This window comes from Bartonella sp. AS69XJJH (genome assembly GCF_042195585.1).
Lineage (GTDB): Bacteria > Pseudomonadota > Alphaproteobacteria > Rhizobiales > Rhizobiaceae > Bartonella.
This window is the reverse complement of the sequence record NZ_JBHIOO010000022.1, coordinates 1-20,877: the sequence shown is the minus strand read 5'-3', so window position 1 is coordinate 20,877 and position 20,877 is coordinate 1. Positions and strand designations below refer to the sequence as shown.

Annotated in this window: 21 protein-coding genes and 1 pseudogene; all 22 read right to left on the bottom strand. The window is 39.6% G+C overall.

The window, feature by feature from the left end:
* Positions 1 to 616 precede the first annotated feature (616 nt).
* The 22 genes and pseudogenes from ACFIK6_RS08235 to ACFIK6_RS08130 all read right to left on the bottom strand — a co-directional run bounded on the left by ACFIK6_RS08235 (position 617) and on the right by ACFIK6_RS08130 (position 20,617).
* Positions 617 to 1,396 carry a hypothetical protein gene (locus ACFIK6_RS08235; RefSeq protein WP_375642541.1) on the bottom strand — a complete coding sequence of 260 codons (780 nt, stop codon included), beginning with the start codon at positions 1,394 to 1,396 and terminating at the stop codon, positions 617 to 619.
* A gap of 110 nt (positions 1,397 to 1,506) precedes the next feature.
* Complete coding sequence (locus ACFIK6_RS08230; RefSeq protein WP_375642542.1) at positions 1,507 to 2,085, bottom strand: hypothetical protein; 579 nt, start codon at positions 2,083 to 2,085, stop codon at positions 1,507 to 1,509.
* Positions 2,086 to 2,168: 83 nt separating this feature from the next.
* On the bottom strand, positions 2,169 to 3,002 hold the full coding sequence (locus tag ACFIK6_RS08225) for a hypothetical protein (protein WP_375657223.1): 834 nt from the start codon (positions 3,000 to 3,002) through the stop codon (positions 2,169 to 2,171).
* Between the two features lie 1,548 nt (positions 3,003 to 4,550).
* Positions 4,551 to 5,006 (bottom strand): annotated as a pseudogene (locus ACFIK6_RS08220) (type ISP restriction/modification enzyme); the annotation flags it as partial.
* A gap of 407 nt (positions 5,007 to 5,413) precedes the next feature.
* Positions 5,414 to 5,926, bottom strand: a complete 513-nt coding sequence (locus tag ACFIK6_RS08215; RefSeq protein WP_026500614.1) for a DUF3987 domain-containing protein — start codon at positions 5,924 to 5,926, stop codon at positions 5,414 to 5,416.
* A gap of 516 nt (positions 5,927 to 6,442) precedes the next feature.
* Positions 6,443 to 6,580, bottom strand: a complete 138-nt coding sequence (locus ACFIK6_RS08210; protein ID WP_155915008.1) for a hypothetical protein — start codon at positions 6,578 to 6,580, stop codon at positions 6,443 to 6,445.
* Between the two features lie 303 nt (positions 6,581 to 6,883).
* Positions 6,884 to 7,387 carry a hypothetical protein gene (locus tag ACFIK6_RS08205; RefSeq protein ID WP_375657222.1) on the bottom strand — a complete coding sequence of 168 codons (504 nt, stop codon included), beginning with the start codon at positions 7,385 to 7,387 and terminating at the stop codon, positions 6,884 to 6,886.
* Position 7,388: 1 nt separating this feature from the next.
* A complete protein-coding gene (locus ACFIK6_RS08200; protein WP_375657221.1) occupies positions 7,389 to 7,946 on the bottom strand; it encodes a hypothetical protein in 558 nt (185 codons plus the stop codon).
* A complete protein-coding gene (locus ACFIK6_RS08195; protein ID WP_375657220.1) occupies positions 7,934 to 8,551 on the bottom strand; it encodes a hypothetical protein in 618 nt (205 codons plus the stop codon). The genes ACFIK6_RS08200 and ACFIK6_RS08195 overlap by 13 nt, the downstream gene beginning before the upstream one ends.
* A 170-nt stretch (positions 8,552 to 8,721) precedes the next feature.
* On the bottom strand, positions 8,722 to 9,795 hold the full coding sequence (locus ACFIK6_RS08190) for a citrate/2-methylcitrate synthase (protein WP_375642547.1): 1,074 nt from the start codon (positions 9,793 to 9,795) through the stop codon (positions 8,722 to 8,724).
* A gap of 94 nt (positions 9,796 to 9,889) precedes the next feature.
* Positions 9,890 to 11,107, bottom strand: coding sequence for an AMP-binding protein (locus ACFIK6_RS08185; protein ID WP_375642548.1), 1,218 nt, complete (start codon positions 11,105 to 11,107; stop codon positions 9,890 to 9,892).
* A 6-nt stretch (positions 11,108 to 11,113) separates the two neighbouring features.
* On the bottom strand, positions 11,114 to 11,776 hold the full coding sequence (locus ACFIK6_RS08180; RefSeq protein WP_375642549.1) for a class I SAM-dependent methyltransferase: 663 nt from the start codon (positions 11,774 to 11,776) through the stop codon (positions 11,114 to 11,116).
* Positions 11,777 to 11,830: 54 nt separating this feature from the next.
* Positions 11,831 to 12,535 (bottom strand): hypothetical protein, encoded by a 705-nt coding sequence (locus tag ACFIK6_RS08175; protein ID WP_375642550.1) that lies wholly within the window; start codon positions 12,533 to 12,535, stop codon positions 11,831 to 11,833.
* Positions 12,523 to 13,932 (bottom strand): AMP-binding protein, encoded by a 1,410-nt coding sequence (locus tag ACFIK6_RS08170; protein WP_375642551.1) that lies wholly within the window; start codon positions 13,930 to 13,932, stop codon positions 12,523 to 12,525. Before ACFIK6_RS08170 ends, ACFIK6_RS08175 begins: the two co-directional genes overlap by 13 nt.
* A gap of 10 nt (positions 13,933 to 13,942) precedes the next feature.
* Positions 13,943 to 15,229, bottom strand: coding sequence for a beta-ketoacyl-[acyl-carrier-protein] synthase family protein (locus tag ACFIK6_RS08165; protein ID WP_375642552.1), 1,287 nt, complete (start codon positions 15,227 to 15,229; stop codon positions 13,943 to 13,945).
* Positions 15,230 to 15,242: 13 nt separating this feature from the next.
* Positions 15,243 to 16,310: a hypothetical protein gene (locus tag ACFIK6_RS08160; protein ID WP_375642553.1), complete on the bottom strand. Its 1,068-nt coding sequence runs from the start codon at positions 16,308 to 16,310 to the stop codon at positions 15,243 to 15,245.
* Position 16,311: 1 nt separating this feature from the next.
* Positions 16,312 to 16,695, bottom strand: a complete 384-nt coding sequence (locus ACFIK6_RS08155) for an acyl carrier protein (RefSeq protein WP_051406045.1) — start codon at positions 16,693 to 16,695, stop codon at positions 16,312 to 16,314.
* Positions 16,695 to 17,474 (bottom strand): SDR family oxidoreductase, encoded by a 780-nt coding sequence (locus tag ACFIK6_RS08150; RefSeq protein WP_375642554.1) that lies wholly within the window; start codon positions 17,472 to 17,474, stop codon positions 16,695 to 16,697. The genes ACFIK6_RS08155 and ACFIK6_RS08150 overlap by 1 nt, the downstream gene beginning before the upstream one ends.
* Positions 17,475 to 17,827: 353 nt before the next feature.
* Complete coding sequence (locus ACFIK6_RS08145) at positions 17,828 to 18,001, bottom strand: hypothetical protein (protein WP_375647723.1); 174 nt, start codon at positions 17,999 to 18,001, stop codon at positions 17,828 to 17,830.
* 42 nt (positions 18,002 to 18,043) lie between these two features.
* Positions 18,044 to 18,943 (bottom strand): toprim domain-containing protein, encoded by a 900-nt coding sequence (locus ACFIK6_RS08140; protein ID WP_375642556.1) that lies wholly within the window; start codon positions 18,941 to 18,943, stop codon positions 18,044 to 18,046.
* A 99-nt stretch (positions 18,944 to 19,042) separates the two neighbouring features.
* The gene (locus ACFIK6_RS08135; protein ID WP_375642557.1) at positions 19,043 to 19,243 is read right to left on the bottom strand and encodes a helix-turn-helix transcriptional regulator; all 201 of its coding nucleotides are present in this window, start codon (positions 19,241 to 19,243) and stop codon (positions 19,043 to 19,045) included.
* A gap of 207 nt (positions 19,244 to 19,450) precedes the next feature.
* A complete protein-coding gene (locus ACFIK6_RS08130; RefSeq protein WP_375642558.1) occupies positions 19,451 to 20,617 on the bottom strand; it encodes a tyrosine-type recombinase/integrase in 1,167 nt (388 codons plus the stop codon).
* Between the last annotated feature and the right edge of the window lie 260 nt (positions 20,618 to 20,877).

Genomic DNA, 20,877 nt, shown 5'->3' with positions numbered 1-20,877 from the left:
TGAATAAGATCAGGAAGACTTTTTATATCTTTGAGTGAAGAACCAAGCCATATGATACGTTTTATTTTACTCATGATTATTAATATACCCATATGGATATATTTTCAAATATTTATTCTAATTTTGTGATTTTTTAATAACTATTATTAATAAAATTGACTTGATAAAAATGGTAACAAAAAACCATAATTGTTTATTTGTTTTATGAAAAGCTGCTTTTAAAAAACAACGCTCGTAAATGTAAAAAACCGTTTTGTTATAAGATATTCACTTAATATGCATGTTCTTTTGATTGGATTGTTAAAGCTACCGAGCGTTTATAGGCTCTGTAATTCAAATGAGTGATTAAAGATCATACGCACCATTGACATTCCTTTTGATAAGTTTTCATATCTCTCATAGAGCGCTTGCAATATGATACGTTTTGTATATATGCATTCATTACTCCATTGTGGATGATTCATTTTAATCAATAAAAAACGCTATTTGAAAGCCGCGTCATATCATTTGGCACGGCTTTTTTTTATTTTACTCTCTCTTTTATGATATGTTTATAGCAATGCATTTTATATGCGTTTATAACCATAAAGAAGGCACGCCCCCCCCATGTCTCTTTTTATTCTGTTTTATCAGTTATATTGACAACATTATTCCTTTCATAAACCTCACAATTTTTTGGAACCAACCTTACTTTGCTTTTTTTGTTGATTTTTGCATTGCCATAAGCACGCCCCCAGATCGTTGCACAATATGAGATTTTAGCATTGCCATAAACAGAGCCATAAATCTCACAAGAGCCACTCACACAAGCATTCCCATAAACCTTGCCATAAATTTTTGCACGACCATTAATAACAGCATAATTATAAATTTTTGCATGGCTATAAATACAAGCCAAGCCAGAAACCTTGGCATGACCATAAACGCGTGCATAACTAAAAACCGTAGCATCATAAGAAACATGCGCATGGTCATAAATATGAGCATCAGCAAGAACGCGGGCACTACCATTCACATGAGCATACCCATAAACATTGCCATAAACATGAGCATTGCCATAGACAAAAGCATGGTCATAAACTTTAGCATATTGAGAGATAAAAGCCTTTCCATAGACTTCAGCATTGCCATAAACTTGACCACAGACTTGAGAAAAATGGCGTATTTTTGCATTTTCATACACCCTTGCATGACCGTAGACACAAGCCTCATCATAGACCCAGCAATTGCCATCATGGGATAGGTTAACTTCCTTTTCAATAAAGCCGCCTAAGGACCCCGCCTTTACATCATCAAAATCTTTTAAAGCTTTAATGCGATAAAGGCTTATAATATTTCGAGTAAGAGCATGTTTGATTTTTTTGATTTCACTGGTTAATTCATATTTTTTGCACATAGAGATACCCTCACAATCTAATGTGATAAACGTTTGCTAAAATTTGGAATGGGAAATTTAAAAGAGGGGCACCCCCGCCGCGCCCGTGCTTTCATTTACACTGCTTTAGATTAGACCCAGACAATCTCTAATTCACTATAAGGAGAGAGACGTTCAGTATAGGTTTTTATTTTAGTAGACCCGCCGACATTTTCACAAATAACAGCAATTCCATGAATATGAGCATTTTCAAAAACATGCACGTTATTTGCTATACGAGCGTTTTCATAAACCCTAGCATTGTCATAAACATAGGCATTATCATAAATAATAGCCTTGCCATACACATGAGCATTACCATAGACATGGGAATTATCAGAAATAACAGCATTGCCATAAACATGGGCATTATTATAGACATAGCCAGCAACGATAGCATTGTCATAAACCCGTGCATGACCATAGATATGACCACAAGTGACAGCCTTGCCATAAACCCTTGCATTTTCATAAATGTGACCATTTTTAAAAACAAGAGCCTCATCATAGACCCAGCAATTTCCCTCATGAGAGAGGTTATCTTCCTTTTCAATAAAGCCACCTAAGGTACCTGCTTTGATATCAGAAAAGTCTTTTAATGCTTGGATGCGATAAAGGGTATGATTACCAAATACACGCGTTTCATTTGTGAGTGCAAATTTCCTTTGCATGAGCACAATTCCTTTATAAAGAGATTTAAATTTTTAAATGAGAATGTTTAAAGGAGGGCGCCCCCGCCGCGCCCACGCGTTATTTAAGCAGCGTCTTTTAGTGACTGATTATCATCACAGATATCATTACGAATTTTTGCACGGCTATTGACAACAGCATTGCCATAAATTTGCACATGATGATCAATATTTGATTTGCCATAGACCTTGGCATGATCATAAATTCTTACAAAGCAACCAACACGAGCCGAGCCAGAAACCTTGGCATGACCATAGATACTTGAATAATCCTTAATCCAAGCATTACAAAAAACATGGGCATTATCATAAACCCGCGCCCAGACATAAACCCGTGACTTGCCATACACATGGGCATTGCCAAAAATATAGCCACAAACATAGGCACTTTCATAGACACGGGCATTGTCATAAACCTTGGCACCATTAGAAATAGTAGCATTATCACTAATTACGGCATTACCATAAACATGCCCACAGACCTTAGCGTTATCATGAATTTTTGCATTATCATAAATATGAGCGGTTGTATCAAAAACCAATGCCTTGCCATTAACGATAGCATTGCCATAAACCTTGGCACCTCTAAAGATTTTCGCATCATTATAGATTTTAGCATTTTCATAAACAGTTGCATTGAAAAGAACCGCGGCATTATCATAGACCCAGCAATTGCCATCATGGGATAAGTTACTTTCATTTTCAATAAAACCACCGAGGTCTCCCGCCTTAACATCATCAAAATCTCTTAGAGCACGTATACGGTGTAAAGTAAGACCATCAAAAGTGAATTTTTCATTGGTAAATTCGTATTTTTTTGCAGGCTCTTGTTGATTAACAGGGGCGGTTTCATTTGCAATATTAGAGATAACGGGGGTGGTTTTTGAGATAGAATTCATTTTATTAATCCTAGTTATTTAAAGTTTTCAATTGACACTCTATAAGAGCGCCGGGCGTTGAAAACACGGTAACTAGTCCGTCGTCACACTTTTCTCATAAAAGAGTATTGTATGGTATGACCACACCCGACAAAGCTCTCATATACTAACAAAAGCATAAAAGAAAGTCAGTATTTAAAAGACATGGGAGAGGTCGTATCGTAACCTACCCGCTAGTTATTAAGTGTTTTCAGCACTTGATTAGTTATATAACAAAATACGTATTTATTGTCAATTATTATTTTATCTTTTTTGATATTTTTTAAATACGTTGTGTGTTGATAATATCTTATGCTTATTAATTGCTTCTTTTATATTTATGTGCTTCTAAAGATATATTATAGGCTTTATGAAACGATTGCGTTATTTTCTGAATCTATACATTTATAATATTTAAAAACGCTCTCATAATGCGTATTTTTATCTTTATAACCTATCAATTTTTTTACTAAATGGTTTTTAAGATTTCTGTTAATTTCTTTTAATAACACATTTGCAACTTAACAGCTTTTTATAGGGACTGTCTTTATAATCATGCCTTCATTTGCATGTGATTATGAAAGCCTGCTTTTTTCACGCATTCTCTATGGCTGTTATGTTCTTTATAGCCATGGCATCATTTTCCATTTTCATAAGAGAAATGATAAATAGAATATATGATAATTATGATTTACTGCTTTTTATGAAAACATCTAAAGAAAGAATGATAATTATAGAGATGAGCAAAATCCCTTTTAATAGACTTTTGTCATTTTTGTCAGTTCTTTTTAGAACCTATATCATTTTTTTTAAATGAGATAAAATTAAAATCATTATATTTCAATAAGTTAAGTTTTATCAATTTTTCAAAATACAACTTATTAAAACAACCATAACAAATAAATACAACTATAAATATATATTTGTCAGTTTGTGTCAGTACATTGAATCAACAAAAGTGATCATTTAGTGAATGATTAAAACATGTCTTATGAGAGGATGTGATCTTTTAAAGCCTTTCAAAAGAAAGGGATTATAATCATAATAGATGCTATCAAGACCATTATGGTTATGAGTTTTGGAGGTTTAGGGGGGGGTGGGGGGTTTGGAGGTGCTTTTTACGCTCCCCCTTTACATATTTTTCAATAAAAAATAAAAGTCATTATATTTCAATATGTTAATTTTTATCAACTTTTCAAAAAAACAACCTATATCAATAATACAACCTTTAAATTCAATCAATAACATACGTTTTGTAGGGGGTTTGGGGGTTTTAAGAACCTTCAAAACCTATAAGTAATATAAGAAAATGAATATACATAACCCTCTTTAAACAAAGCTATCATTTTAGATTACGATATAATCTTTTAAAGGCAATCCAAATAAGAGTATCTAAAATTGCAAGTTTCTTCTTTTTAGAATAACGCATATAAGCACTCTTTTTAAAGATTGTATCTAATCAACTTAACAAGAGAGGTATAGATTATGGTTATAAGATTCTATACCCCTTGTGAGTTTAGCAAGCCAAGTCTATTCAGTTTCTCTAATTTCTAGTTTTGGTAGGTTCTTAACGATTTTCATGGTTTCTAAACTTACGGTAATAACCCTCTGAAATAACTCTAGAGGGTAGGCAGGGTTGCCAATGGTTTCAACAGCATAGCTATTAGCATCATTAACAATGCCACTCTTTTTATCAGTCTTAACACATTGACGCCCCATAACCCATTCAAGAGCGGGTTTACCATTGACGATATACGCATAAGCGTCAAGAGGGATATCTGTTATTGTGATATTGTTATTATAAATAACAGTGGTTTTATCTTTCTCTTTACCTGCTTTTGCGAATTTCATTTCAGTCACGTAATAGAATTTTTCTGGATTAGAGATCTCTGTAACTTTTGGATTACCTTTTTTAAAGGTTACGGGATAAGGTTTTACAGTTTCATAATTCACGTGCAAATGATCCAGTTCACGCCCTGTTACAATAGAGCTCCGTTTTCGTATAAGGGGTTTAAGTCTCTTCAAAAGAATTAAAACGAAGCTTATTAAATCCATTTTGAATGAATTGAGAAAAAATGCAGAAAAATGCTAAAAAAGCCGATAATTTTTTCAAAAGAGTTTTTAAATGCTGTTTATCCGCAGCCCATGAGAGAGATCAGATCAGCAAAATAGTGAAATTTGCTGTTTATTTGACGTGTTAATCAAGACAAATGAAGCATGTGCTTTAAAATATCATAATGAGTATTTTGATAGGTTTTATGAGGCATTTTATAGAGAGGTTTTGTAGGTTCCTAAAACCCCCAAAACCCCCAAAACCCCCAAAACTAATGATGGGGAGTGCTTTGAAGGTTCACTGTTATATTGTTTAATGTTTATAAGATTTCTAGATTGTCTTAGTGTGGTGTCTTATAACTTTTTGCTAAAGGATGCCATTCATAGCGTATGGTAGGTCGACCACCTTGGGAGCTATTGTCTCTAGAGATTTCACGAATATAATTACAACGACATAAAAGCTCTAAAGCTTGCTTAATGGCTCTATTATCTGTTAAACCGATCCAACTTCTTTGATGAATATCGCGTAAAGTAAAAACATCAGATAAATGATCACAGCGCTCGACAATCAATTTTGCCCCCTCTGTTGCTAAGTTATCCGCCGCCGCATAAAGCCTTTTGACATAACTTAACAAATATTTTTCCCATCGCAAGGCTGTTTGAAGGGCATCTTTGTTGATTTCAAAACGCCCCCCTTCGGTTAATTCAAAAATCAATGCAAGACTTACTATGGTCTTAGGCATTTTCAAAAGATGCGCTTGTAAGCTTTCAGAAAGGTTATTCTCTTTGGCTTCTTTAAAAATCTTTTGCATCCATTCACGAAAGATCTCTTGAGCATCAGCAGAAAAACGCATGACAAGCGGGTGTTCAGGAGAACCAAGGGTTTATATCATAATGAGAACGTATTAAGCTAAGAGGAGATGCCAAATTCTCAAAGGAGAAGTGCAATGCACCTTTACGAGTTTTTTGGACTTCATGATTTTTTGTACAACATTATGCCCCCCAAGATTATGTGCCCTTAAGCAGCTACAGTCGTTGATACAATATCCTCAGCAAGCATTTGTTCATCTTGCACATATATTTTTAGTATTTTTAATAATTTTTTTTGGAAGATTTCTTGGTACGGCACGCGATACATCAGTGCTAACGTTCTCTTAAAAAACACACAGATAATTAATCAGCTTCAAAAAACAACCTTACCAATGAAGTACTAGCTAGAGGGTTGCATGCACAACGCAATAATGGCACACTGATTCCCACAAGCGTGCTTCACATATTGCACGCATAGCCTGTACAGAGTCTACCGCTCCTAAATACTCAAACGTAAAAACGTAATGCTACTGGATCGTATAGTGACCGCAGTTGCACCCTTAAACACCGGTTCCTCCCCATATCATAATGCTTGACAAAAGCATCATGCCATCATAGCAACGGCTTTGCGTAGGGGTTCCACAACATAGTTCTACAAATTGTTGACGCATTGCCAAGCTAACAGTTTTCTTGCCCACCTACGCCAATGAGACCATCACTATCCTCTTTTTGAATCGTAAAACAAAATGATTTCCCATGAGCGATAAACCATCTGCTCAAAGTCCAGCTAGCTCAAACTCATAGCATTCTAAACCTTTAGGCTCGCTCTTCCCCCAAGGGGGCATAGTCAGATATATCACTTCCGTCACGTATTCACGCGCTGGGATAAAAAAATCTGAAACTACGAGGCAACGCTGCATTTGTATGCAGCGTTGTTGTTAGGTATAAGCTTCTATTGAGATAGTTCTAATGGGAAGCACCCACAGCTAATGGTATAAGGATTAATTTCGATTCTTTCGAAATGCTATATATAAATTTAATGTGCCGCCCCAAAACACACCATCAGTGAACCCACTTAAAAGACCAAAAAGAAGGTTAAAATCAAATACATATTTCAAATCAGGTTCAATATTGAGAAAAACAATCAATATGAATTTGATGACAAAAGCGATAAGAATAAATATCAGCGTCAACGGCGTACCATGCCGAATAATTAAATCCGTTCCCTCTTTGATTTTTAAACGCGGAGTGGCACGCCAGAGCAACCAGCCAACGCCAACGCCGATCATCAGCCCTGCCAACATTGAGATTGCTCCCCAGCGCGGGAACGCCAGCTCTTTAATCACATCGCTTGCGCCCAAAAAAAGAAAGACTAACGGCAATAGAAAAAGGCGGTTAACCTTCATTTCCCTATCTTTCAATGCGATTATTCCCCTCGCGATGAGAAAAATAAGCAAAATCCAGGCCCATAAAGGAGTTCCAGTCAGAATGTTAAACAATGACATATTATGCTCCATGATGTTTGATGCGATAAAAATATTGCATGATGTTAGGAAGATATTTAGAAAAAAGAATACCAGCACAAATTAAACCCATAGTGACCAACCAAAGCTGGGGGAGCCATGCAAAAAAAGCCACTAGAAGACCATTGGCAAAAAAAATGATTACCCAAATCCATGTAATATATTTATTGATGAGATAAAATAGGATATGTTTGCGTTTTTCTTCAGAAACACCAGCAGGAGCATAAAAAATGGTAAAGGGTTTCTTTACCAGCAAGCTCATCAATGAAACCAGAGCAAGTGACAGATAGCAAAAAACTATGGGGTAGTTCAGTAAAAGTGTAGACCATCCAGCGAAATAATTAACAAACATGACAATAAATGTCAGAATGTTCGTAATCATCACGGGTTCTCGCTGTCGGATAAATTTAATATTCAGAGCAATAATGAACAATAAAATCACAGTTAAGATGAGAGAGCGTTCGACCAGAGTTAAAAAGTTTCCATTTATAACCCAGGAGTAAATACTCCACGGAATAAAAGAGATTATTATGTTAAACATGGCGCATCCTCCTTTTTATATTTGATAGAAAACTTACCGCAAGTGCTTCGTTTTTTAGTTTCCGTATGAATATAAAAAACGCCACCCGGTTCACACTCTGTATCCTGTTTAATGGTCAACTGATAGGTATCTCCCGGATAAACTGCTTCAATGAACTTTACTTTTTTCAGTGCAACAGATGCGATATTTTTCGTCCTACCCTGCGTGGCCAAAGCCAGAACCATCTCAATCAATAGTGAACCAGGACATACGGCGCGGGAGGGGAAATGTTCCTCAAAAAGCGGGTGATGCGCATTAAAGGAAAAAGTACAAGAATCTCCAGTTACGGAGGAAATCTTACATAAATCGCCTAGTAATGGAAGAGCGGCTTTCTCAGAACACGAGCCAAGGAAGTAGACCTTACTGACCATGATGATTGCCTGCGCAATAACGGCCCTGCCATTGCCGTATGGGCTGGCCTTACAGTGAATACGGTAGGCCTCATTAATGCGTTCAATATGTCCTTCAACGCGTAACCGATCGTTATCAAAATGGGTGGTAGAGAAAAACTGTTCAACCATAACAGGGAGATAGCGATAAGTAAGATCCGAGTTTTTAGTCACCACGGTGGCGAATCGAACTGAAAACTGATGCAAGGCTTCGAGTAACAAGCCCTGTTTCAAATAGTTATGGGCTAAATTCCAGTGAGAAATATCGATTTGCCCGCAAGCACGCATCGGTGCGGTTAAGGTGATACTCTGACATATCCCCAAGAAATTTGGCTCGGTGCGATGCTTTATAGCCATAATTTGGGGACCTTTTTATATTTTTTTCTTAAATCCTTTGATGATAAACCGAAGGAATGAGCACTAAACCGCGCTTGATAGTGCGCGAGAAGTATCGGCATACGACAAACGAAAAAAGCCAACAATCCCAGCTCAGGAGAAGCCCGATGTTTGCTCATGATGCTTGCAATTAGAAAATCTACATTGGGTTGCAGTCCTGTATTGTCCGAAATAGATCGCGCAAGCGAACTGAAGGGGCGCATAGGCACCTGAAAGCGTGAAAAAAAGAAATCAACCCGGACATCCCGTTGCATAATCGGGTGACCAAACCCTGGCCAGGGTTTGTCTTTGCAATAATGCGTTACCGCCGCCTCAAGATTCCCGGCTTCAATCTCATGGAGGACACTAGAAAGTCGCATGATAGCATATTTGCAGGCTCCCATATGCGCAGGGCCAGTGGCACAAAACCCACCGATTAGTGCAGAAATGACGTCGCTCTTGGTACTGGCAATAAATCTTATCGTGGCGGTTGTGGGTGTCACAATACCAAACCCGCCCAGCAGTAGAGACATGCACCGGCAAAGCATATCAATATCCCAGTCGGAAGAAGCTTCCTTGCTAGTTAATGCTAACCAAAAAGCACGCTCAAAGGTATTGCAATTTTCGATCTCCGGCAAATCGGAAAACTGTTGGGAAGATTGCGCCAATGCAATAATCCACGGCATCAGCAAGATAATTTTAAGACAACTACCGTCGCTTACAGGAGCCATGACCTTACCCTGAGCCGCCGAAACCTCAACTTGCGATAATAACATCATAAATCGCTGCGTTAAACTCAAAGATGGCAATACATTGATCAGTTGATGCATCGCCTGCAGTTTGGCTGTAGGGTTCGTCTTTTGCAGTTCGGCGTTAGCATTCTGAATCAGCCGATCCATCTGTTCTTCATTAAGAAGGTTGCCGGTCAGTGCAAACCATGCGTTCTGCAAATAACGGTTTTCATCGGCAATATCAATCAAATTACATCCACGAATAAACAATGCGTTATTATCTAAATCATAATTATCAATAACATCATCTGACATGATTTACTCCTGCTGCTCCGGTGACACGCTATAAAACCTGATGTTGAAATTTATCGTATGCGAATTCCCTGATACAATTTCATTACACAAATTATCAAGTTGCATTACAGGACTCCCTTGCGTCATAAACTAGCAGGCATTTCCCTCTGGATGAGAAAAGCAAATCGCTATATTCGACGATGGTTACATTAATACGTCCGCGCTTTTTCATATAGGCTTCATAAATATCCGGCAAATGATAGATTTCCTCAGTTAGTTTGGACAAATCAAGGTTGTGAAATACTTCGCGGCAGATTTTAATATCCATAATCTCTTGTCTATCCGCGGATAAAGACAATACAATTTGAACAATCACATCGGGCAACCTTCGATTAATAATTTTGAATATTTTTTCATGGCTAATCAAATTTCCCATGAAATTAAAATCAACAGCATTGCGTTTAATACCTTCAAAATAGAGGTCACCATTTTCAACGGATAATGTGCCCATATCGCCCACGGAGTATCTGATAAGTTTGCGCGAGGCATCGGGATCCAGCGATGTCACTAGCAGTCCTCTCTTATCTTCATATTCAAAGAAGAAATCATCGCTGAAGAGCAGGTACCGATTAAGCCGCCCTTCGGCGGACATACCAATGAAACCGCACTCCGACAAACCATATAAACCAATTATCCGCAGATCGGCGCCCAGCATCTCGCGCAGATAGTTTTCATGCACACCCAGCATCGATTCACCGGTAAAGACCACTTTTTTAATTGCCAGTGGAACCCCAAGGCTGAGCATGGCTTCAACGAACTGAACGATGGTGCTGGGCACGCCAAACAGTACCGAGAGCCGTATTTCAGCCAGAAACTCGAAATGACTCTTCAGCAGCAGGGAAATATTGCCAACCGGCACGACATGTGCACGGCAATGTTTTACAATTTCACACGCCAAGTAGTGTAAAGATGAAAACAGATTAATCGTAAACAGGTTGCCAACAACATCCCCTGGGGAAAAAAATTGCCGCGCGCGCAGGTTACGAATTAAATTACGCTCTGATGAGCTGACCGCTTCCTTACTGGATTTTAGACGAACGCTGACCATTTTCATCGCCCCGGTGGTGCCGCTTGTAGCACCAAGCAGCATGGGTAAGTGTTCAGCCGCAGAGTCCTGTTGAGTCAAAGAAACACTATCACCAGTGGTCGAATAAACGCGTGTACTTATCCTAACCAAATCGCGAAAAGCAATGTAATCGAGTGCATGGCAGCCAGTTATTGCCGTTATACGTGGTTGCATTTTTGCATACATTTCAGCACAGAAATAATCCATGATAACTCAGACCTTTTTAATGAAAATTTCACAGCCCAGAGCTGCTAGACCTTCTCCACGTCTCACTGTCCAGCTCATCTCACTAAGATCGCAGCCATATAAAAGATCGGTGATACCGGCTAATGTAAATTTTTCTTCTGTGGACATAGCTGCCACACCGCATTCACGACGTGATTGGTTAAAAACACCCAGTGCTGTTTCTTCTGCATCCGCTAGGGGTTCATGGATGATAATACAACCGCCGCGATCTAAAACACGGCACAACTCCTGTAATCCTTTTTTAGGTTCAGCCCAGTGATGAATTACGGAACGGGCATAAATCATTGAAAAGGAGTTATCGGGAAACGGTAAATTGCTGACGCTGGCTTCAATGATGTTGAATGCATGCTGGTATTTTAACTCGGTACATTTTTTAACACAGAACTGAACCATACGGGGATCAATATCAACCCCGTAAAAGAAATAGTCTGTGAGTTTTTGGGAGCGGTAAAGCTTGAAAAGCATGTGGCCAGTTCCCATGCCAATATCGAGAATTTTTTTCTTCGCAGAAGTAACACCAGATGCTTCTTCCAGAATTCTTTCCATCAAATACGCATTCCACGGTGATGTACCTTCAGTAGCATACCTTTCATAGTGCTCAGGGGTGATATTTACCAGTAAATCATTCATCACATATTCCTCTAAATAAAGCTAGTTATGGCATTACCATAAACTCGTTAAAAACTAACTGGGTATAGAAATGGTTACGTCTTCATATAAGAGGTCATCTAAAATAATTGATTGCAAACATGCATCCAGCAAAACAACGGTTATCACAGATTGACAAAGATAATAGCAGTTACAAATAAACGTCATCCCTTTAAACACAAATGTATTCCCAACGTACCGAAAAACACATCGCGTCCTCTCATGTTCAACTAAAAAGTAATCATTTATATCAAAAGTACACGCCGAGATGGCGCATAATGCCTTATACAAGCTCTCCATGCAGCTAAATATCGTGGTGCATAGCCGATTGTCCAGCACCTGCCCTGCTGGAAAGTCCGCGCATTTTTCACAGTAATCTAGCATAAATGGCCTCGGTAGTTTTTTTTTCTCAATAAATTCGATATCAACCCCGACAGACTGAATCCGCGGATCGTTATTAACCAACATAATACTTTCACTCCGTCCATGGCTCACAGAACTGTGTGACATCTTTACATCTGGCAGAATCCGTTTAAATATATCGACAAAAAGCACCTTCGCCATTTCACGGTGCAATATCATTCTCGATGTACGCCTCATCGATACAGGCAAATAACGATGAAGCCTGTCAATAGCTAAAAAATAGGTATAAAAAGAATGGCTCACAATGCACAGATAATTGTTTGCACGGCGATTAACATACACTCTGCTCATACCATGAGCTTTATCTACACGGTACATTTTATTTTCCCTGTATTTGTCGTGGCAATTTTTCTGATATTTACTTTAAATGCATACTGATACCATTTATCAGTCAATAGTTTAGTAACGACTTTAACCTGCTCACTATTTACCGACATATCAAGGTTGAGATAAAGATCGCCGTTCTGTGCTTTTGAAAAGTAATGCCTTAAACATCCGGCATACTTAATAATGTCATTTGAAATCAGTTGAACTGGGATAAACTTACCATTGTGTTTAAATTCATTAACGGCTCTGGCTATCCAGTAATAGCATTCGGATTCATCTTTAACAAACAGGTCGCCGGAATCAAACCATTCATCACGCGGCTTTAATTGCAAGGAACTATCAACATAACCATCACACGCGAAAGGCGTTTTATAAAACATACGGCGCACTGAATCAGAAGCATCCGCCCGATCAATGGGGCGCAAATCAATTTTTATATCACTCACCAAAGCCTTACCCGGCGCTACAACGCCATATTTACTGGTTCTTTCAATATCGCGTAGCGAGCAGATCTTATTATGAAACAAGCGCGGTCCGGATTCGGTCTGACCGAAGTTATTCCATAACGTCGTACATGATGAGAGGATACCCGATGCTTGTACGGTGAGCAAACGGTCGGATGCATTCAAGATATTTTGCACATGGATTCGGCTTTTGGTAAAAATGTCGCTTACTGCCAGCATCCAGTCACCGATTAAAGGCAAGTTGGTAATTCTATAGTGCGAAACGAGTTCACCAATATTACTTATTTGAAATTTTTCAAATACCAGTTTGCTATCCGATAAGAAGGCACATAGCATAGTAGAGAGACCATACATATACTGCACTGGGAAATAACACAATGAGCAATCTTCATTACTTAGTCCAAGAGATTGGCTCACCGCGATGGCATTCTCAATCAGAATATTTTCATGATATTGAATCAACTTGGGTTTACTGGTTGTTCCGGAGGTACAAAAATAGAAATGCGCGCACGGATATGCTGTAAAATCAGCCAGATTTTCGTTCACAGTTGAAAGACAGTGATCAAACGCGATATTAATCCGGTGACTGATGATACTAATATCCCTGACTTCATGGCTCATTACAACAGCCGCAATGCAATCGGCATCAACCAGTATATCAACAATGTCTAAATCATGAATACTGACGATCCAAGCTTTCAATTTTAGCACAGACGCAACAAAATAGCTAATCAGGCCTTCGAAATTATTTCTAATCACAAAAACAAACAGCTTATTTTGCTCCCCTTGCGGGCGATCGCGACAATATCTAACTACGGTATCTGCACACCCTTTTGTCATCATGCTGACATCCTCTGCCGAATAATGACTGTGATGACAAATCACTTGCCAGTTTCTTTCTAATAAGGAATATATTGTTAGCATGGGGTGCCCCTTACAGATATTGTGGATTCCCTAAAACCAAGCTGCTTGCGCCACCGCCCATACCAAATGAGTTTTTCAATGCGTATTTAAGCGGTCGGTACTGATGCTCCCTCACAAGCGCAATACCAGCGGGCAATTGAGGATCGATTTCATCACAATTCAAAATTTTGGGCAAAACATTGTTCCGAAAAGAAACCAGTACACACAAAATTTCCATCGCACCGGCAGCAGCAATCAGATGCCCGTGCCAAGATTTTGTCGCCACAATCGCCGGGTTGTGCGCGCCAAAAACCGTTCTGATTGCACTGGCTTCGTGCTGATCATTTTGTAGTGTCGATGTCCCATGTGTATTCACAAAATCAATAGCGGTACGGTCAACATCCGCATGTTCGATGGCCCGCTCCATCGACAGTTGCATTTCGAGATCATCTTTATGCGGCGCTACAATATGCTGTGCGCAAAGTGCACCGCCGTAACCCAATAAATAGGCCAACGGCTCACGCTGCCGCGCCAATACGTTAGATAATTTTTCAATAACAAACAGACCTGCGCCTTCCGCTAAAACAAATCCGCTACGATGCCGGTCAAAAGGCCGCGAACGCCGTGGTCCACTGTAGTTTTGATCAGTCGATATCACTCCCATTCCTTCTAATCGCGCAAGATTTAGCGGGGTGACTTTCGCAGAAACACCGCCGCAAATCGCCGCTTTAACTTCACCATTGCGGATGGCTCGCATCGCGAGGCCGATACTTTGCGTTGATGCAGAACAAAGGCCTAGATGGGCAAAGCTGAGGCCCGCAAACGGGATAATTTCATGTATCGTTTTTAGAACCGCAGTTGTATCGAGATCAAGAAACTCACTAATTCTAAAATGTTCTAGCATGACATCGACCAAGTATTGCTTATCCGCGTCGGCGGGAACCTTATCCGCAAAACCGATACACTTTTCAATATCGATTGCCGGTTCATCAATCCCTACAATACAGCCAATATCTTCTGCTGGATAATATTCCTGCAAATGCAGTCGTTCATGCAGTCTCTTTGCTGCTAAACCCGCATAAAAAAGCTCGCCGTTTCTGAAGGATTTTTTTTTAGGCCAGCGTAGCAACTCATTACCTTCTATAGGAATCCCAGCTTCATGAGTTTGAAAATACTGGTGATCAAATTTTTTAATCTTCCGTATACCACTTTTCTCACGCATAAAGCAGGCGTGAATTTCATCCAAGTGGCTGCCTAATGGCGTAACAGCCCCATATGCACTAATACATAATGTATCTGCATCAAAATGGGTATTCATTGTAAACCTTCCCTCAGTGTTTAATTATCCAAATATTTCCGATACCATAATTGATAGCCGCTCCAGTCAGCATAACCCGGGCCCCCGAAGGAATAGCAGGATCATTAAGACAGCATAAAATATCCAGTATGTTATTGAGTTTTCCAGTGTACCCAGTTTTAGATTTATAGTTAACAATCGGTATCCCTGGAAAAAATTTCTCTAGCGCTGAATATTCAGCTATTTGTTGCGTACAAATACCGTTGTTATAACTAACAATAACATCAGGTTCTCCTTGTTGCGTTCGTTGTTTACTCAATAGGCTTTCCCAGTCCCGTTCTTCAAATCTGACTTTAGGGCAATAACGAATAGTCACAGAGATTAATTCAGCTAGCGCATCGCAACTGTTATTGTCTAAAGACATTACGGCCGCCCCCCAACTGGGGATAATACCAGAAATATCTTTATCACTTTGTCGAATTTCACCAAATTTTTTAAAGACAGCCAGACTATCGAAGGTCAGCATATTTGCTGCACTAACAACCATCGCTCGCTCTTTTGCAATTATATTAGCAATGTCAGCATAGGCCAATTTCAATGCAACTAGGCCACTTAATGATGCGGCACGTAACGGCGTACCTTCCTCATGATTAAGTAACAATTTTGAGATGTGATACAACACATTTGTTGGCAAAAATCGCAACATATCCAGAGGATTATTCATCTCCTTATACTGCTGGATATGCTTCCAGACTGAACCATCGTCCTTATATTTACGGCAAATTTCAAAAAGCGAGTTAAGGCTGGACTCTTCGCTATCGCATGCAGTATATAGAAAGGCTTTTGCATACTCCGCCAGGCAATCTTTACTTTGAAAATCTATCAGCGCATTAATTACCATTTTTGACATATCATTCAGCACTGAGCGGTCTTCTCTGCTGACCAGCTTCTTGTCTATCATAGACGGTGTCGAAAAGTGGTAATAATCCATATCACAAGGATTAATGTCATCCGCAATACTGAGCAGCTGGCTCAGCGCTGCACTATTAGGCGCGAATTGCTGATACACACCATAGTTTTTTATATAGACCCTTTCCGTCATGCTAGTTGCGCTTTAAAACTGATATACGCTGGTTGATATAATTCAGCGTGAAATAGGAGTAGAGTTCTTTAAACTGGATTTTCTTATCAATCGATTCATATTCTTTTAACCCCAGCAGGTCATTGATTTTAGCAACACCTTCGCTAGTCCACTCTTTGGTGTCAAATGAGTAAAATGCTTCTGTAGTGGCCCATTTATTTACCGGCCAAAGGCTTTCAGGACTAACATCAACCTTGAAGTGCTTTTTTAACTCGAAGGCAAAATCAATATAATCGATCGAAGTCATTCCGTAATCAGAGAATAGCGACTTGTGCGGATCAAGCTCTTCTGACTCATCAAGATACATGACATCTTTAAAAATCTGGCTAATTGTTGTAATATACATTAGATAATCCCCTCACCATTCCCGATCGTTAATGAAACGCCTGTAGTAATAATTTTACCGTTAATAAACGCATTGACAGCATTCGCAACATCTTCGGCAGCCAACATTTTCCTCATTGGGATGGTTTTTTCTATGCTAGCAATACTTTTTCCTTCTTTCGCACAATAATTCTTAAGCATTTTCGTCTTGATATAACCAGGACTTAAGCACAGCGTTCTGATATTGAATCGGCCCATTTCCAGTGCAAGACCGGAGAGATATCTTTCCATAGCTGCCTTCGTCGAGCCATATAAAGAGTTACCCACTCTGATTTTTTTTGCGGCCACCGAACTGATAAACACCAGCTTGGTCTCATTTTCTTTATACTGCTTCATCGTTTTGACTACCATATTGAAAATCAGCACGGCTGACAGATAGTTAAGACGAGTAATGGCGCTAATATTTTCGGGTTCCAGCTCATCGCACAAACATGCTGGGTTATAACCAGCACAGTAGATAGCTATCTCAATTCTAACATTTTCTAAGGCAGCACAAAACTGCACGACGTCTTGCTCGGATGTCAAATCCAAGCGAACTGGCAAGACAGCACTTTGGTACCGATGCTTCATATCACTAACGGCGGTTTCATTACTGAACCATGTAAAAACTACGAAATAACCACCATTAATTAGTGAATCTATGACATTCCGCGCTATCTCAGCAGTCCCAGCGACTACCAGCGCCAACGATTTTTCATTATATGCAGGATTATTTACGATATCGAAAAAACTATGACTCATGCCTCCCCCTTATATTTAAACATGCTATAAATTTTCCAGCACAGAATTACCCTTGATAAAACATAATCCCAATAAAACTATATAGACGAGGATATCTGCTTACTTTCGCAGTACCACCTAAATTAATTAAAAGCAACTGCTTTTAATTAAAAAATTACCAGTACCTAAAGGCCAAAATTGTCATGATCCTCCCGAGTATATTGCAGCCCCGAATAAAGCTGCAAATCTGGATCAAACAGCTGGCTATGCCCGCTCTTCAGCCAAGTTTGGTCATAACTAAAAGAAAAAGTCTCTTTGCCTCTGCCAGATGCAGCATAAAGCTGCCCCATGCGACATGGGACTTCCATGCCAGCCTAATGCGCCCAGACTTCTATCGCTTTTTGTTTTGACGCTTGCATTAATCTCTCTTGGGCACGCAGCGTTTCGTGTGCAGCAGGCCAGAATCCTGCAAACTGCGTCCCAGCGGATCGTTCCCTTCTAACAACAATAAATCTTTTCCAACCGTAAACAAGCATTATCGTTATCATTGACGGGGGTATTTTCATTGTTGTTTTGTAAATGACTCTCTTTCATAGTTCCTTCTTTTGAGAAAGTAATACGTTATTAAAATCGGTTCCTTTTGGAGCTTGCATCATAAAGACCTCAAAGCCTTGGCTATAAGCACGTGCAGCGAGGGTAAAACCTGCTTTACGACCCGCATCATCGCCGTCCATTGCAATGGTGAGACGCCCTTTTGTATGGGGTAAATTCACACGCATCATGCCACTGGTTGAAAGAGACGCCCATAAATTAACGGGCTCTGATAACAACCCAGACAAAAGAGCCAGACCGGTTTCAATGCCCTCACAAATGACCAGATGTTTGGGATTGGCTTGACTTAAATGCACAGCACCACCTGTTACAGATCCCAACATGGCTTTTGCTGGTTTCTGATCTGTTTTGCAGCCATTGTCTTTTAAAAAGGTTCTATGAATGGCAAAGGAGCCAGCACCCTTAACAAGAGCCACTAACGCGGGCAGTGTACCCCCAGAGGGGTGTGGACACTTGTCGTAAAAGCGTAAATCGGGAGGCAAATCACATGTAATACCCCACATACGTAAATAGGTTTCTGCTAAAGTATTTTTGATTGGTTGGCTTTGTTGCCAAATTGCTTTTGCTCTCTCTGCTTTCTTTTTTGCTCGTTTGAGATCAGCACAAAACTGTTTTGAGAAAGAGAGCGTCTGATCATAAGCTTTATCAAAAAAGGCTTGTTTTCCAAGCAAGCCAATTCTAATGAGCGCTTGTATGATCTCTCTAAAAGAGCAGCCAGCATAACAATAGAGTAAAAGACGCCCATCATGTCCATTGGCAAGGAATAAGCTAGGTAGCCTATCATCATGAGCAGGGCAACGGGCTGTTCCATAACGCCCATGCCAAACCCGCGGCACAGCACGTGTAATATCCTGCGCATTCTTAAAAGAACACATCATTTTAAATGCTATAACGTTGCGTCATAGGACGGATTGTGCACTCTCTAGGGTGATGAGTTTGAGAAAGCCTTGTCCGTCCTTACGTGACAAGGCTTTTTTTTATGCCGCGTCACTTTGACGTTGCTGTTTTGCTTGCTCGATGACATTCAAAAGATCTGATTGTAACCAACGCGATAAAAAACCCAATTTTAGGGGTTTTGGGAGAGATCCATTGGTAACATGACGGCGGAATGTTGAGACACTCATATGAAGCAATTTGGCACTTTCACGGTCTGTCAAAAGAATATCATTTTCTATCATACTAAAATCCTTTCTATCAAAAAATGGTAACAAATCATAACCATTTATTAACCATATTTTTGTTCATTTTTGAAGGTATTTTATTTATAGAAAACAATATTTTATCATAGTTTTTCTGATGTGATAATTTATGAATCTTATTGAGAGAGAATGAGAGAAAAGAGAGCTAAAGTTATCCACAGATCATGGGGTTATGCACCCCATATCTTAAGATTGCCCCGTGACATAAGCCGCCCATTTATCCATATAGATCCGGCGTTGTTCTAGATAATCAGTCCGACGATAGGCACGCTCTACTTTCCCGCCGACCGTATGACTTAGAATGGTTTCAGCGACCTCATAGGGGGCATCGGTTGTTTCAGCGAGCCAATTGCGTAAACTAGAGCGAAATCCATGGGGGCATGCCTCAATTTTATTTTTTCTCATATACGTAGCCATACATTTCTCAGCGAGGGGACCACGACCTCTAGCAGAAAAAAAGAAATCATTACGAGAGAGCAAGCGCGCTTGTTTTAGAATTTCTAATGCTTCTGTTGATAGAGGCACGCGAAATTCTGTTGTAGCATCACGCCTTCCTTTCATATTCTCAGCAGGAATGGTCCATATATCCTCCTCAACTTGATCTTTATGAATATGACGTAAAGGATTGGTACGAACGCCTGTCAGAATAAGCAAACGCAAAGCCAGTTGTGTTATGGTTGATGCTTCACAGAGTGTTTTATAAAAAGCCGGCACATCTTTCCAATCCATGGCTGGTAAATTTTGGACTTTATGGCGTTGTTTACCTAAGAGCGCGCGTGCTTTTTCTGTTGCTTGTAAATCAACATTCAATCCTAATGCAGCCGCATGTTTGAGACAAAGGTTGAGACGGATAAGAGCTCTATTAGCTGTTCCAGCTTTTGTATGCCAAATAGGGGCAAGAACATTGCGTATCTCTGTTTGTGTAATCTCAGAAACGGGAAGACAGCCTAATTTGGGCAGAATATGAAGGCGTAATGGCAAAAACCAATCCCCATCTTTACCATCATTTTTTAATTCAGCTTTACGACTTTCAAAAGCATCCAACGCGATATCTTTTAAATAATGGAGATTACTTATTGCCTCACGCCTTTGTTTTTCACGTTCTTTAATAGGGTCACGCCCTTCACGAAGAACAGAACGCCACCCAGTTGCCAATTCACGAGCTTGTTTTAAAGAAACATCTCTCAAGGCACCCAAGCCCATTTCACGGCGCCGCCCATGAATGGTAAAACGGTAAATCCATTGAGCACCTCCATCTTTACGCTTATGAAGTAACAAGCCGGCACCATCATTATATTTGCCAGCCCCCAATGTTGCGACAGCCCTTGCATTAAGACGGTTCATAAGAGCCATTTTTAGTCCTTTCTTATACAAATTTGATCCACACGCTCATCCCACTTGTTATGTGCAAATAGTGGTTTTGATTGATTCAAGATAAACAGATTTGAAATGAGAGAATCTTACGTTATTCGGGACTCTCACTCAACATACAAAACAGTGAATTATCATTATAAATCAATGTCTTGTACGATGATTACGGGCTTTAATGTGGATTTACGTCCTTTTGGTAGAGGGTAATGGCAAAAGTCTTTTTGACCAGTTCTTGGGATATG

Coding starts and splice junctions, on each gene's coding strand:
- ACFIK6_RS08230 (WP_375642542.1), bottom strand. CDS start 2,085: ATGCAAAGGAAATTTGCACTCACAAATGAAACGCGTGTATTTGGTAAT.
- ACFIK6_RS08150 (WP_375642554.1), bottom strand. CDS start 17,474: ATGAGTCATAGTTTTTTCGATATCGTAAATAATCCTGCATATAATGAA.
- ACFIK6_RS08160 (WP_375642553.1), bottom strand. CDS start 16,310: ATGACGGAAAGGGTCTATATAAAAAACTATGGTGTGTATCAGCAATTC.
- ACFIK6_RS08180 (WP_375642549.1), bottom strand. CDS start 11,776: ATGAATGATTTACTGGTAAATATCACCCCTGAGCACTATGAAAGGTAT.
- ACFIK6_RS08205 (WP_375657222.1), bottom strand. CDS start 7,387: ATGTCATTGTTTAACATTCTGACTGGAACTCCTTTATGGGCCTGGATT.
- ACFIK6_RS08200 (WP_375657221.1), bottom strand. CDS start 7,946: ATGTTTAACATAATAATCTCTTTTATTCCGTGGAGTATTTACTCCTGG.
- ACFIK6_RS08185 (WP_375642548.1), bottom strand. CDS start 11,107: ATGGATTATTTCTGTGCTGAAATGTATGCAAAAATGCAACCACGTATA.
- ACFIK6_RS08165 (WP_375642552.1), bottom strand. CDS start 15,229: ATGAATACCCATTTTGATGCAGATACATTATGTATTAGTGCATATGGG.
- ACFIK6_RS08170 (WP_375642551.1), bottom strand. CDS start 13,932: ATGCTAACAATATATTCCTTATTAGAAAGAAACTGGCAAGTGATTTGT.
- ACFIK6_RS08145 (WP_375647723.1), bottom strand. CDS start 18,001: ATGATAACGATAATGCTTGTTTACGGTTGGAAAAGATTTATTGTTGTT.
- ACFIK6_RS08190 (WP_375642547.1), bottom strand. CDS start 9,795: ATGTCAGATGATGTTATTGATAATTATGATTTAGATAATAACGCATTG.
- ACFIK6_RS08215 (WP_026500614.1), bottom strand. CDS start 5,926: ATGCGTTTTTCTGCTGATGCTCAAGAGATCTTTCGTGAATGGATGCAA.
- ACFIK6_RS08135 (WP_375642557.1), bottom strand. CDS start 19,243: ATGATAGAAAATGATATTCTTTTGACAGACCGTGAAAGTGCCAAATTG.
- ACFIK6_RS08175 (WP_375642550.1), bottom strand. CDS start 12,535: ATGTACCGTGTAGATAAAGCTCATGGTATGAGCAGAGTGTATGTTAAT.
- ACFIK6_RS08225 (WP_375657223.1), bottom strand. CDS start 3,002: ATGAATTCTATCTCAAAAACCACCCCCGTTATCTCTAATATTGCAAAT.
- ACFIK6_RS08130 (WP_375642558.1), bottom strand. CDS start 20,617: ATGGCTCTTATGAACCGTCTTAATGCAAGGGCTGTCGCAACATTGGGG.
- ACFIK6_RS08140 (WP_375642556.1), bottom strand. CDS start 18,943: ATGATGTGTTCTTTTAAGAATGCGCAGGATATTACACGTGCTGTGCCG.
- ACFIK6_RS08235 (WP_375642541.1), bottom strand. CDS start 1,396: ATGTGCAAAAAATATGAATTAACCAGTGAAATCAAAAAAATCAAACAT.
- ACFIK6_RS08155 (WP_051406045.1), bottom strand. CDS start 16,695: ATGTATATTACAACAATTAGCCAGATTTTTAAAGATGTCATGTATCTT.